The 11,900-nt window shown below is 69.6% G+C and carries 14 protein-coding genes; 5 read left to right on the forward strand and 9 right to left on the reverse strand.

Annotation, left to right across the window (positions count from 1 at the left end; all coding sequences use genetic code 11):
* Nucleotides 1–67 precede the first annotated feature (67 nt).
* Together HY726_08420 and HY726_08425 are read right to left on the reverse strand one after the other, a co-directional pair.
* Nucleotides 68–862 (reverse strand): enoyl-CoA hydratase, encoded by a 795-nt coding sequence (locus HY726_08420; GenBank protein MBI4609018.1) that lies wholly within the window; start codon nt 860–862, stop codon nt 68–70.
* A 63-nt stretch (nt 863–925) separates the two neighbouring features.
* On the reverse strand, nt 926–1,351 hold the full coding sequence (locus tag HY726_08425) for a winged helix-turn-helix transcriptional regulator (GenBank protein ID MBI4609019.1): 426 nt from the start codon (nt 1,349–1,351) through the stop codon (nt 926–928).
* 70 nt (nt 1,352–1,421) lie between these two features.
* On the opposite strand from HY726_08425, the gene HY726_08430 reads away from it, so the two are divergent.
* From HY726_08430 to HY726_08445, 4 genes are all read left to right on the forward strand, one after another.
* Nucleotides 1,422–2,804, forward strand: a complete 1,383-nt coding sequence (locus tag HY726_08430; GenBank protein MBI4609020.1) for an MATE family efflux transporter — start codon at nt 1,422–1,424, stop codon at nt 2,802–2,804.
* Between the two features lie 136 nt (nt 2,805–2,940).
* Nucleotides 2,941–3,381, forward strand: coding sequence for a PaaI family thioesterase (locus tag HY726_08435; protein MBI4609021.1), 441 nt, complete (start codon nt 2,941–2,943; stop codon nt 3,379–3,381).
* A 37-nt stretch (nt 3,382–3,418) separates the two neighbouring features.
* Nucleotides 3,419–4,705 carry an MFS transporter gene (locus tag HY726_08440; GenBank protein MBI4609022.1) on the forward strand — a complete coding sequence of 429 codons (1,287 nt, stop codon included), beginning with the start codon at nt 3,419–3,421 and terminating at the stop codon, nt 4,703–4,705.
* A 125-nt stretch (nt 4,706–4,830) separates the two neighbouring features.
* A complete protein-coding gene (locus tag HY726_08445; GenBank protein MBI4609023.1) occupies nt 4,831–5,811 on the forward strand; it encodes a zinc-dependent alcohol dehydrogenase family protein in 981 nt (326 codons plus the stop codon).
* A gap of 60 nt (nt 5,812–5,871) precedes the next feature.
* Here HY726_08445 and HY726_08450 read toward each other — a convergent pair whose 3' ends face one another.
* Genes HY726_08450 through HY726_08460 form a run of 3 tightly spaced genes read right to left on the reverse strand, consistent with a single transcriptional unit; the run spans nt 5,872 to nt 8,836 of the window.
* A complete protein-coding gene (locus tag HY726_08450) occupies nt 5,872–7,086 on the reverse strand; it encodes an NAD(P)/FAD-dependent oxidoreductase (GenBank protein ID MBI4609024.1) in 1,215 nt (404 codons plus the stop codon).
* Nucleotides 7,083–7,793, reverse strand: a complete 711-nt coding sequence (locus HY726_08455) for a methyltransferase domain-containing protein (GenBank protein MBI4609025.1) — start codon at nt 7,791–7,793, stop codon at nt 7,083–7,085. The genes HY726_08450 and HY726_08455 overlap by 4 nt, the downstream gene beginning before the upstream one ends.
* Before the next feature lie 5 nt (nt 7,794–7,798).
* The gene (locus HY726_08460; GenBank protein MBI4609026.1) at nt 7,799–8,836 is read right to left on the reverse strand and encodes a type III polyketide synthase; all 1,038 of its coding nucleotides are present in this window, start codon (nt 8,834–8,836) and stop codon (nt 7,799–7,801) included.
* 312 nt (nt 8,837–9,148) lie between these two features.
* Here HY726_08460 and HY726_08465 point away from each other — a divergent pair, with 312 nt between their 5' ends.
* Complete coding sequence (locus tag HY726_08465) at nt 9,149–9,682, forward strand: gamma carbonic anhydrase family protein (GenBank protein MBI4609027.1); 534 nt, start codon at nt 9,149–9,151, stop codon at nt 9,680–9,682.
* Here the strand turns inward: HY726_08465 and HY726_08470 are convergent.
* The 4 genes from HY726_08470 to HY726_08485 form a co-directional block, all read right to left on the reverse strand.
* On the reverse strand, nt 9,679–10,116 hold the full coding sequence (locus tag HY726_08470) for a hypothetical protein (protein MBI4609028.1): 438 nt from the start codon (nt 10,114–10,116) through the stop codon (nt 9,679–9,681). The two genes, HY726_08465 and HY726_08470, sit on opposite strands and share 4 nt — an antisense overlap.
* A gap of 39 nt (nt 10,117–10,155) precedes the next feature.
* Nucleotides 10,156–10,440, reverse strand: coding sequence for a hypothetical protein (locus HY726_08475; GenBank protein MBI4609029.1), 285 nt, complete (start codon nt 10,438–10,440; stop codon nt 10,156–10,158).
* A 12-nt stretch (nt 10,441–10,452) separates the two neighbouring features.
* Nucleotides 10,453–11,331, reverse strand: coding sequence for an NAD(+) diphosphatase (nudC, locus tag HY726_08480; GenBank protein ID MBI4609030.1), 879 nt, complete (start codon nt 11,329–11,331; stop codon nt 10,453–10,455).
* 28 nt (nt 11,332–11,359) lie between these two features.
* Nucleotides 11,360–11,900 (reverse strand): LLM class flavin-dependent oxidoreductase (locus HY726_08485; GenBank protein MBI4609031.1); only part of this gene is annotated, 541 nt, incomplete at its 5' end.

Genomic DNA, 11,900 nt, shown 5'->3' on the forward strand with positions numbered 1-11,900 from the left:
CTGGGGGAGGCCTCGGAGGGGGACACCCACGCCTCCGGCGTGGGTACCCGGGCCCCCTCCGACTGACCTAGCGCCCCCTGAAGACCGGCTCACGCTTCTCGACGAAGGCCCGCGCCGCCTCGCGGTGGTCCTCGGTCATCCCGCAGCGGATCTGCTGCCAGGCCTCCAGGTCGAGCACCTCGTGGAGCGTCCCGCTCTCGGCGGCGTTCAGACTCCGCTTCATGTAGCCGTACGCGATCCGCGGCCCCCGGGCGAGGCGGCTCGCGAGGGCGAAGGTCTCATCCTCGAGACGCGCGTCGGGGACGACCTTGTTCACGAGCGCCAGCGCCAGCGCCTCTCGGGCGTCCAGCATGTCGGCCGTGAAGTAGAGCTCCCGCGCCTTGGCCGTGCCCACCAGTTTGGTCAGGAAAAAGCTCCCCCCGAAGTCCCCCGGGAACCCCACGCGCGCGAACGCAGCGCCGAAGCGGGCGGTGTCTCCCGCAATGCGGAGGTCACAGGCGAGCGCGAGCGACAGTCCCGCCCCTGCCGCGGCGCCCCGCACCATGGCGATGGTGGGTTTGGGCATCTCGTGGAGCCAGCGGGACACCTCCATCCGCGAGCGGAGCGCGTGGGCTGCCTCCTCGAGCGTCCCGCCGCCGCCCTCCTTCCGTTCGGCCATGGCCTTCACGTCCCCGCCGGCGCAGAAGGCGCGCCCCGCGCCCGTCAGAACCACCACGCCCACCCCGGGGTCCTCGCTGAGCCGGGGAAGCGCCTCCAGCATCGCCTCCAGCATCGGATGCGAGAAGGCGTTCAGCCGCTCGGGGCGGTTCAGCGTGAGAATGGCGACCCTGTCCTTCACGACTTCGAGCAGGTCCTGGCTCATGGCAGTCCCTCCGGAAGTGTGTGAGTGGTGCGCGGTGACCGGCGAACGCGCGCGGCCAGCGGATCAGGCACGCTTGAGCGTTACGGAAGCGCCGCGCACGCGCCCGCCGCAGTGGGGGCAGTGGTAGCCCATCTCCACGGGGTGCCCACACGCCTCGTGGACCAGGGTGGTCTGGCGGTGGACGTGGCGCGAGCCCCAGGTGGCCAGCGCGCCGACCACCACGCCCAGCTCCTTTCCCTTGTCGGTGAGCGCGTATTCGGCGCGCGGCGGGTGATCCGAGTAGAAGCGACGTCTGACGACGCCGTGCTCCTCCATCAGCTTGAGTCGATCCGAGAGGATGTTGGGCGCAATACCCTTCAGCGACCTCTGGAAGTCCTGGAAGCGAAGCGGCCCCTGGAGCAGGTCCCGAACGATCAGGAGGGTCCACCGATCGCCGACCAGCTCCAGCGTCTTCGCCACTGGACACGCCTGACCGTAGCGCTTCGGCATAGGGCTATGGGGCTATTATACAAACAGAAGTCTTGACAAAAAAGCTAGTCACTTGTATTTTACTACTCACATGGACGTCACGGCCACCGCTCAGCCCAGCACGGCCAGCCCCATGGCGGCCCGCACCCGCCTCCTCCTGGAGGCGCCCATCGCGCCAACCCTGCTCCGGCTGGCCGCCCCCAATGTTGCGGTGATGCTGCTCGTAGCCGCTACGAGCACCTTTGATGCCTACTTCGTCGGCTGGCTGGGGCCTGAGGCCCTGGCCGGTGTCTCCCTGGTCTTTCCAGTGATGATGCTGCTGCAGACCATGGCGGCCGGCGGCATGGGGGGTGGCGTCGCCTCGGCGGTCGCGCGCGCCCTCGGCGCCGGACGGCGCGACGACGCCAATGCCCTGGTGGCGCACGCCCTCGTGATCGCGCTCGCCATGGCGACGATCTTTACGACCGGTGTTCTCCGGGGCGGTCCTGCGCTCTATCGCGCCATGGGCGGCACCGGCGCGGCGCTTGAGGCCGCGGTCGCGTACTCCAACGCGATCTTCGGTGGGGCGCTGGCGTTCTGGCTCCTCCACACGCTCGGCAGCGTCGTCCGCGGCACCGGCAACATGCTCCTACCGGCGGCCGTCATCGTGGGGGCCGGCGCCATGCACCTCACGCTCTGCCCGTCGATGATTTTCGGCTGGGGCCCTTTCCCTGAGCTGGGCGTGGCGGGGGCGGGGAGTTCGCTCGTGACGTCCTTCAGCGTGGGCAGCCTTGTTCTCATCGGCTACCTCCGCTCGGGCCGGACTCTGGTGAGGCTCTCCCTTCGTGGGATCCGCTTCCGACGGACTTTGTTCTGGGAGATCCTTCGGGTCGGAGCGCCTGGGGCGCTCAACACGGTCTTGACAAACGTAACCGTGGTGGTGCTTACCGGCCTGGTCGGTCCCTTTGGCACCTTCGCGCTCGCCGGCTACGGCATGGGGGCGCGGCTCGAATACCTTCAGATCCCGCTGGTCTTCGGTCTGGGTTCCGCGCTGGTCACCATGGTGGGCACCAACATCGGCGCAGGCCACATGGTGCGCGCGAGGCGAGTGGCCTGGGTCGGCGCGGGGCTGGCAGCGACCGTCACCGGCAGCATAGGGCTCTTTGGGGCGTTCTTCCCGAGCGCGTGGATCGGCCTCTTCAGCGCCGACCTCGAGGTGCTGGTCGCCGGCGCGATCTACCTCAGGATCGTCGGACCGACTTACGGCTTCTTCGGCCTGGGACTCGCCCTCTACTTCGCCTCCCAGGGCGCGGGGCGGCTCCTCTGGCCGCTCGTGGCTGGCTTCGCCAGGCTCTTGATCGCGACGGGAGGCGGTTGGATCGCGATCCGCTGGTTTGGGGGCGGCCTGGCCTCACTCTTTGCGGCTATCGCGATAGCCCTCGTGGTCTACGGCGCCACGGTGGCCGTGGCCGTCAAAGCCGGCGCCTGGCGCTAGGACGGCTGAGCGGCGTACCCCGTAACAGGGAGGCGATGATGGACGGCTTTCAAATCTTTGGGGTCCAGTTCCTGCTCAGTTTGATCTGCTACGGGTTGTCAAACGCTCCCGCTAAGGAGGCAGCCCTATGCCCAAGATGCTCGACCTCACCCGGATGGCGCTCCGCGGCGAGATGCAGGTTCCCGGCCTCCCGCCGCCCGTCGCCAAGCTGATCGGCTTCACGCTCACGGAGATCGAGTTGGGGCGAGCCGTCGTCGAGCTCGAGGCGACCGAACGCCACGCCAACCCCATGGGCACGCTCCACGGTGGCATCCTTTGCGACATCGCCGACGCCGCCATGGGGATGGCGTACGCCAGCACCCTCGAGGAGGGGGAGACGTTCACGACGCTCGAGCTGAAGATCAACTTCCTGAGACCGGTGTGGACCGGGCGGCTCCGGGCCGCGGGCCACGTGGTCCAGCGCGGCCACACGGTGGGTCTGGTCGAGTGTGACGTTCTCGACGACAACGACCGGAAGGTCGCCAGGGCTTCGAGCACGTGCATGACGCTCCGGGGCGAGCGGGCATCCGGCCGGTGAATCCCAACCCCAGCGTCGGGCATCCAAAATGGCAAAGATGAGCCGGCACGGAAGAAGCGGCATCCACTATGCGTGGGTGGTCCTCGCAGCGGCGACGCTGGTCCTCCTCGCCGCGGCTGGCATGCGATCCTCGTTCGGCGTCTTCATCAAGCCGATGGAGGCAGAGTTCGGCTGGGATCGAGCCTCGCTCTCGATGGTGGCCTCGCTCTCCCTCCTCCTCTACGGCGCGGCGGGCCCGGTTGTCGGCAGACTGGCCGATCGCTGGGGTCCGCGCGGGGTGCTTGCATGCGCGACCGCGCTCCTCGCTGCCGGAGCGTTGGCGACCGCTCAGGTGGGCGCGCTCTGGCAGCTCTACCTCACGGCCGGGATCCTCACCGCGCTGGGCGCAGGCGGTATGGCGATGTCCGTCGCCGCTTCCCTGGCCGCGCGCTGGTTCGACACCCGGCGCGGTCTGGTGCTCGGGGTCGCGGGAGGAGGGATGGCGGCCGGCCAGCTCCTGATTGTTCCGCTCGCAATGACGCTCACGGTGTCCGGGGGGTGGCGCCTGACCTTCGTCGTCCTCGGTGCGGGCTTCCTCCTGCTAATCCTGCCTCTCGCTCTGGGCCTCATCCGCAACGATCCCCGGGACCTCGGCCTCGCACCCTACGGCGCCGTGGCGGAGTCCTCGCCCGAGACAGCCCGGGAGACTCTAGCCGAGCGCACGGGGTTTCTCGAGGCGGCGGGCACGGTACCCTTCTGGTTGCTCGCCGGAAGCTTCTGGGTCTGCGGCTATACCACATCTGGCCTGGTTCTGACCCACCTCATTCCCCACGCGACAGAGCACGGGTTCCACGCAACGCAGGCGGCCCAGGCGCTGGGCCTCATGGGCGCACTCAACATCGTGGGGACCGTCGCCTCAGGCTGGATCTGCGACCGGTTCGGGCAGAAAGGGCCCCTGGCCGGCTACTACTTCCTGCGCGGGCTCTCGCTGATCTTCCTGCCGTACGTCGGGACAGTGCCCGGACTTTTCGCGTTCGCCGCGATCTTCGGACTGAACTACATCTCGACGGTGCCGGCCACGACAGCGCTCACCGCGAAGATCTACGGCCGATACTCGGTGGGCGAGCTATCGGGGTGGATCTTCTTCTCCCATCAGGTCGGCGCCGCCTTCGGGTCGGCGGTGGGCGGGTACCTCTACGACCAGCTCGGGGACTACACGCTCGCCTTCCACTCCGCCGCCGCGGTGGCCTTCGTGGCGACCGCCGTGGTCCTCGCGATCCGGGATCAGCCGGTCGCAGGAGGCCCCCCGCAGCCGGAAGTAGTGCCACGGGCCGGAGGCTACTGAGCGGCGCTCCCAGGTGTGGCGCGCGACTTATACCGCCGAAGAGCCGTTTTTTCTGCTCAAGACGGGGACTTCGAGTAGCCTCCACGAAGCCGAAAAGAGGTCTCGTTCCGAAGGAGGAGACCGTGATGCGATGCGTCAGGTTTGACCGGTTTGGTGACCCGGCAGAGGTGCTCCAGGTTCACAACGTGCCAACACCTTCGCCCGGCCCGGGCGAAGCGCTCGTTCGAATGCGCGCGCGCCCGATCAACCCCTCAGATCTCCTGACCGTGCGCGGCTTCTACGGCGTGTCACCCCAGCTTCCGGCGACGCCGGGGTACGAGGGTATGGGCGTCATCGAAGCCGTTGGGCCCGACGTGCGCGGAGTTCAGGTCGGCCAGCGCGTCATTCCCCTTCGCGCGCCGGGAACCTGGCAGGAATTTCTCGTCGTGAAGGCCGGGAACCTCGTCCCGGCACCTGACAGCCTCAGTGACGAGAGCGCGGCCCAGTTTGTCGTCAACCCCCTCTCGGCCTGGATCATGGTGACGGAAGAGCTGGCTCTCCAGCCGGGACAGTGGCTGCTCCAGACCGCCGCCGGCTCGACGCTCGGGCGCATCGTGCTGCAGGTCGCGAAGCTCCGGAACGTGAAGACGATCAATGTGGTCCGTCGTCGGGAGCAGGCGCAGGAGTTGAAAGCGTTAGGGGCGGATCAAGTGATCTGCACGGAGGATGAGGACCTCGTTCAACGGGTCATGGCTGTCACCAATGGGGCCGGCGTGCCGGCGGCAATTGATGCGGTGGGCGGGCAGGTCGCGGGCAGCGTCGTGCAGGCGCTCGGACCGGGAGGGGTCATGCTTAGCTACGGCCTCCTCTCCCTCGAGCCGATCCTGATCAACGGCGCGCTGACGATCTTCCGCACGCTGTCAGTGCGCGGCTTCTGGCTGACCGCGTGGTTCCGACGCGCGCCTGCCGAGAAGCAACGCGCAGTCATGGGCGAGGTGTTGAGTCACATGGCGAAGGGGGAGATCGTCCCGCCGGTCGAGGCCAAGTACGACCTCGGCGATATCACGGAGGCCGTCCGCCACGCCGAGAGGCCGGGTCGTCGCGGGAAGGTTTTGTTGGTAGGCTGACGGTCATTGGAGCAATCGGGCGTCATCCTCCGTCAGAGCAACAGATGGGTCCCCGCTAATCTAACGCCCGAATAGCACGCGAGGGGAGACCAGGGCGCGCGGGGGAACGAAGTCGCCGATGACACCCATCAGGAGACCGAGGAGGTCCGGGCGCCGGACCAGCCAGTGGGCCACCCGGTTGGCCAGCCAGCGTCGCGAGATCACGACCTGGAGGAGGCGCGTCAGCCACTCCTTCTCCTTGAAGGCGGCGCGGCGCGCCTCCCAGAACGGCGCCAGCGCAGCGGCCGACGGATCGCCGGCCCTGAGCGCGGCGTGGGCGACCTCGGCCGCCAGCTCGGCGGAGCGGAGGGCGCTGAAGATCCCCTCACCGGTGAACGGATCGTAGAAGCCAGCGGCGTCGCCCACCAGGAGCAGTCCGCCGCACCGGGGCCGAGCGACGCGGTAGGCCAGGGGCCCGAGGGCGCTCATCGAGCCCAGGGGCCGCATCGCCTCCAGGCGCGGCCGGAGGCGGTCGAGCTGCTTCAGCCGGGCGAAGAAGAAGGCGTCGAGTCGTCCCCGATAAGGCGCGGCGTCGGCGAGCGGCACGACGAGACTCAGGTTCACCTGCCCCGGCGCCACCGGGTTCAGAATCGCGTAGTCGGGCGGATCCACGTAGATCTCCCCGCGCGCGTCAAACCCCTCGACCCCTTCCACGTACACCAGGAGGGCCAGGCGGCGGAGGCGGTGCGGGCGGAGGAGCCCGAGCCGCCGGGCCGCGACCGAGTTCCGGCCATCGGCCGCGATCACCAGCGGCGCCCGCGCCTCGAAGGCCCTTCCCTCGGCCTCCATCCCGACCACGCCCACCACGCGGTCGCCGTCCATCAGCAGGTCGGTCACGCGGTGGCGCTCGCGCACCTCCACCACGGGGCAGGCCCTGACGCGGTCGAGCAGGATCTGATCGAAGGTGAGCCGCGGAAGGGCGAGGGCATGATCCCGATAGCCGCGCCACGGCCCCGCGGTCGGATAATCCGCGAGCAGGACGGTGCCGTCGGGCGCGGCGATCCGCATTCCGCGGAGCGGGACCGCGCCGGCCTCGTCCACCGCCTTGAGCACGCCGAGGCGGTCCAGGATCCGGGAGACCTCGGGGCTCAGGTACTCGCCGCAGAGCTTGGGGCGCGGGAACCGGGCCCGGTCGAGGACAAGCACGGCGTGACCGCGCTCCGCCAGGAGGAGCGCGGTGGCGCAGCCCGCCGGGCCCCCGCCCACGACGACGACGTCAGCGCCGCGCCCGCTCATCGCTTCCTGCCGACGACCGCGAGCCGCGCGAGCCACGGGTAGCAGACGATGCGGATCCCCGGAAGCCCGGCCCGCTGCGCGAGGTCCAGGATCTCCGTGGGGGTGTACGCCCGGAGGACCGAGAGCGGGCCGTCATGGCGGGCGATGCGGCTCGTGGCGAAGATCCGGGTCGCCAGCCAGACGAGCCCGTAGGCCAGGCGGTTCCGGATCAGGTCGTTGACGACGAAGCCGCGGCGCGCGGTCCGGTTCAGCTCGGCGAGGAGCGCGGAGGCCTCGGCCGGCTCCACGTGATGGAGGGTGAGCGAGAGGAGGACCACGTCCACCGCTTCGCGCTTGAGCGGGAGCGAGAGCCCATCGGCCTGGAGGAAGACGATCTCGGGGTAGCCCGCGGCCAGGCGGCGAGCGACGGACAGGACCTCATGACTCTTGTCGAGGGCGAGTACGCGCATCGGGCGGCCCGACCGGCGGGCCCAGCGGACGACGGCCATCGGGAGATCCGCGCCGCCGGTTCCGACGTCGAGGATCGTGACCGGCCAGTCTGCCGGGGTCCCTTCGAGGAGCCGCGCCACGTGGGCGCGGATCAGCCAGGCCCCACCGAAGAGGCGGTTCAGCCGCGCCAGGTCGCGAAGGTTTTCCTCCAGACCGGGGAACGGGCCTGGGGCGTCGAGGAGCTCGCGGGCGTCGGCGGCGCGCGGGAGCGAGGCCATGCCGGCTACCAGCGCAGCAGCGCGCCCTCGGCGGCGAAGCCCGGACCCAGGGCGATCATGAGGCCCCAGTCCCCCGGGTCCGGCGGGTAGTTCCGGCAAAGTTCTTCCAGGACGAAGACCACCGTCGCCGAGGACATGTTTCCGTACCGTCTGAGGACGGCGCGCGACGGCGCGACATCGGCATCGCCGAGGCCGAGCAGCTTCTGAGCCCGCTCGATCACACGGCGTCCCGCCGAATGAAGGACCCAGGCCTTCACGTCCTCCCGCTTGAGCCCCTGCGAGGCGAGGAGCGCTTCCGCCATCTCGCCCAGCATCCCCGCGCCGATCCGGCGCACGTCCTTGGACAGGATTACGCGGGGCCGGCCGCCCGGATACGTGAACCCCATGGCCGGGAGGTGCTCGGAGCGAAAGAGCGTCCGGTGGCCGAGCACGCTGATCCCGTCCCCCTCGGTGCCGAGCGCCAGCGCGCCGGCGCCATCGGCGAAGATCGCATGCGCGACCGCGCTCTCCAGACGATCGTCGAGGTAGTAGGCGGCCGAGCAGATCTCGACGGCGAGAACCAGCGCGCGATGACGCGGGAAGGCCCGGAGGTGGTTGTACGCCTGCTGGAGCGCCACCATGGCGCTGGCGCAGCCGGTGTCCCCCACGTGGACCCGCTGGACGTCCGGGCGCAAGCCCAGATCGCGGACCAGGTGCGCGTCGAGGCTCGGGCAGAGCCGGCCCGTGCAGGTGGTCGTCGCGAGGAAGTCCACATCCTCCGGCGACCAGCCGGCACGGTCGAGGCAGCTGAGGAGGGCCCCCCGTCCCAGGGCCAGGGCCCCCTGCTCGAAGCGACGGCTCAGCTCGTCCACGCTCTCGTCGGCGCGCACGCGGGCGGGGTCGAGGTAGAGGTAGCGCCCCTCGATCTCGCTGTGGGCGAAGAAGCCGAGCCGGCGGGGATCGTGGTAGCCAGCCACCTCGCTGGCGAGCTCCGCGAGACGCGACTGGGGAAAGTAGTGCTCGGGCACCGCTGTGGCGAACGCCACGATCCTCGGCGTCGTCATGACAATCTCGGAGGGGGGCTCAGCCCCCCTTCCGAATCCTCCCCCCACTGTAGTTCGAGCCGAGGGACGTCGGCCATGCCGTAGGCAGGCCCGTCCCGCGGCGAGGCCCGAGTCGGTTGCGCGGGCGAAGCCCGCGCTCGAACTCGGCGCACGGGGTGACCATCCGCAAATTACTGCACGCGCTGCTCACACACCATGATGAGTGGAGGATACGCCCCGCCCGGTCGCCTGTCCAGCGCGCGCGCCCGCCTTGACGCCTGCGGGAACGCGATGCTAGGGTGAGCGCGACTTTTTGCGTGAGAGGAGAGACGCATGCCGCTCTTCAGCTTCGAGGGGAAAAAGCCGAAGATTCATCCCACCGCCTTCATCGCGCCCACGGCCAACATCATCGGGGACGTCACCATCGAGGAGAACGCCTCGGTCTGGTACAACGCGGTGCTCCGCGGCGACTTCGCTCCCATCGTGGTGCGGAAGGGCGCCAACGTCCAGGACTGCGCCGTCGTCCATGCCACGCCGGTCAACCCGGTCGAGATCGGCCCGGGGGCAACGGTCGGCCATCTCGTGACGATCCACGGGGCGCAGCTCGGCGAGAACTGCCTGGTCGGGAACTCCGCGATCGTGTTGGACGGCGTGAAGGTCGGGGCGCGCGCCATGGTCGCCGCCGGGGCGTTGGTGACGCCGGGAACCGAGATCCCTGACGAGATGCTCGCGATCGGCGTCCCCGCGAAGGTCAAGGGACCGCGGGCGGGGACGCCCGCCGAGCGCTGGGTGCGTCTCAACCCCACGACCTACCAGGCGCTGGCCCACCGCCACCGCGTGGGGGTTGTCCCTCTCGGCGAATCCTAGGCAGCCGACGTCCGGCGCGCGCCGGGGAGCGCACGCGAGGCCCGAAGGAATGCCAGGATCAACGGGTGCGACGCGCCCGGGGCCGACGAGAGCTGAGGCTGGAAGAGCGTGGCGACAAAGAAGCGGTGGTTCGATAGCTCGACGATCCGCACCTGGCCCTGCTCCCCCCTGCCCACCACGCTCAACCCGGCCGCCTCCAGCGCTCCTTCAAACGCGGGGTTGAGCTCGTAGCTGCAGTTGAACCGTTCCTCGATCTGCTCGACCCCGTATATGCCGTAGGTGCGCGATGCCCGGCTCACTCCGATCTTCATCGCGCCGCCGAGGGACGAGCCATCCGTGCCGGATTCACCGACAGGGCAGGCAGCAGCTACGATCAGCGCGAGGGCCGCGTCGGGGTGATACTCCGCGTGGTCAGCGGCCGCCAGGCCACACACATTGCGCGCATACTCTACCAGAGCATGCTGAAAGCCCCCTCAGGTTCCGACGAACGGCCAGTCCCGCTCGCGAGCGAATCGGATCGCGCTCAAGGCGCCGTCCATGCTCCGGTAGGGGCTACCGGGTGCAGCCCAGAGCCCGTCCACCGCCTCGAGCGCGTTCAACCCGTGGCGGCCGAGCAGGGACGGGGTCGGTAGCCAGACGGTTTCCACCTGGACGGCGAGCTGGTCCGCTGCGTGACGAAGGCTCTCGTTCGTCGCAACGTGCGACCGCCGGCTCGACTCGAAGTCGCCGATGATGCCGACCCTCACCGTGGATGCCATGGAGGCGGCCCGTTACCTCTCCATCTCGCCAGGCTGACGCCGCACGTAGTTGTCGAGGATGTAGCGGGCGATGCTGTGGCGGGACGGGCCCTCCGGGAGAGCCTCGCACGGGAACCAGCGCGCGTCTTCTAGCTCCTCGCGGTCGATCGTGACCTCGCCACCCGCATAGGTCGCGACGAACCCGATCATGAGCTGGCTCGGGAAGGGCCAATTCTGGCTCCCCACGTACCGCGTGTCCGACACGTCGACGCCGACCTCCTCGCTGACCTCGCGCCGCACGGCGGCCTCCAGCGACTCCCCGTTGTCCACGAAGCCGGCGACCAGGGAGTAGCGGCCCGGCGCCCATCCGGGCTTGCGCGTGAGCAGGCAGCGGTCTCCGTCCTTGATCAGGACGATCACTGCCGGGTGGAGGTGGGGGTAATGCTCGTACCGGCACTTGGGGCAGCGCTTACCCCACTCGCCCTCGATCCGCTCGGTTGGCGCGCCGCAGCGCGGGCAGTAGCGGCTCGTGCGCTCCCAGTGGAGCGTCTGCATCGCCATCCCGCCGAGCGAGAGCAGATCGTCGGGGAGGCGGGTCCCCTTCATCGGTACCAGCGTCTCACCGTGGAAGCCATCGGGCACCGGGACCTCCGACTCCAGGGCGGCCGCCCAGCACGGCTGCCCACGGAAGTTCCCGAGCCACAGCGGGCGATGGAGCGCGCGGTCCAACCCCGCGGGCAACTCTCCCGTCGGGAGGCTGAACCCGCCCGCATCCGGCACGACGATCAGGTTCTGGTCCTGGATCAGAAGCCAGTGCCCGCTCGGCGCCGGCGGCGGCCCTCCGCGCTTCGCCGCCACGAACTCGCCGCGCAGGCAATCCAGGTTGAAGGGCAGGTAGACCGAAAGCGGCATCACCGGCGAGGTCATCGCGCGACGCTCGTCAGGATCCGAGGAGCCCGACATCGAGCTCCGCACCCGCGCGCCGCGGCGCGACCTGGCCGGCCACGGGCTCGCGCCCGACCCGCTTCAGCGCCGGCATCACCTCTTTCGCGAACAGCCGCATGTTGCGCTCCGCCTCGTCGTAGGGCATGCCGGCATAGCTGAAGACGCCGACGAGGGTCTCGTTGCCGACCCGCGCCCGCACATCCACGATCTTCTCATAGCACTGCTCCGGCGTGCCCCAGACCTGGAGGTTCAGGAAGAAGTCGATCACCTTGTCGGTCCCGTAGGTCGCGATCTTCTCGGCCATCTTGCCGTAGTACTCGTACCCCTTCGTCGTCGCCAGATGGGGGGTGTCGAACCGGTAGTGCTCGAGGACCGTCTGGTAGTAGCCGCCTATGTAGCGCCGCGCCAGCTCCTCGGCGCGCTCCGCGCTCGGATCGCAGAACGTCCAGCCGGCGCTGATCGGCGCCGGCGCCTCAGTGCCGTTGACCTGGCGGTAGGTCGTCCGGTACGCGTCCAGCTCCTTCGCCACCTCGGCC

The sequence above is a fragment of the Candidatus Rokuibacteriota bacterium genome, assembly GCA_016209385.1.
Taxonomy (GTDB): domain Bacteria; phylum Methylomirabilota; class Methylomirabilia; order Rokubacteriales; family CSP1-6; genus JACQWB01.

Coding starts and splice junctions, on each gene's coding strand:
- HY726_08420 (MBI4609018.1), bottom strand. CDS start 862: ATGAGCCAGGACCTGCTCGAAGTCGTGAAGGACAGGGTCGCCATTCTC.
- HY726_08425 (MBI4609019.1), bottom strand. CDS start 1,351: ATGCCGAAGCGCTACGGTCAGGCGTGTCCAGTGGCGAAGACGCTGGAG.
- HY726_08430 (MBI4609020.1), top strand. CDS start 1,422: ATGGACGTCACGGCCACCGCTCAGCCCAGCACGGCCAGCCCCATGGCG.
- HY726_08435 (MBI4609021.1), top strand. CDS start 2,941: ATGCTCGACCTCACCCGGATGGCGCTCCGCGGCGAGATGCAGGTTCCC.
- HY726_08440 (MBI4609022.1), top strand. CDS start 3,419: ATGAGCCGGCACGGAAGAAGCGGCATCCACTATGCGTGGGTGGTCCTC.
- HY726_08445 (MBI4609023.1), top strand. CDS start 4,831: ATGCGATGCGTCAGGTTTGACCGGTTTGGTGACCCGGCAGAGGTGCTC.
- HY726_08450 (MBI4609024.1), bottom strand. CDS start 7,086: ATGAGCGGGCGCGGCGCTGACGTCGTCGTCGTGGGCGGGGGCCCGGCG.
- HY726_08455 (MBI4609025.1), bottom strand. CDS start 7,793: ATGGCCTCGCTCCCGCGCGCCGCCGACGCCCGCGAGCTCCTCGACGCC.
- HY726_08460 (MBI4609026.1), bottom strand. CDS start 8,836: ATGACGACGCCGAGGATCGTGGCGTTCGCCACAGCGGTGCCCGAGCAC.
- HY726_08465 (MBI4609027.1), top strand. CDS start 9,149: ATGCCGCTCTTCAGCTTCGAGGGGAAAAAGCCGAAGATTCATCCCACC.
- HY726_08475 (MBI4609029.1), bottom strand. CDS start 10,440: ATGGCATCCACGGTGAGGGTCGGCATCATCGGCGACTTCGAGTCGAGC.
- nudC (MBI4609030.1), bottom strand. CDS start 11,331: ATGCCGCTTTCGGTCTACCTGCCCTTCAACCTGGATTGCCTGCGCGGC.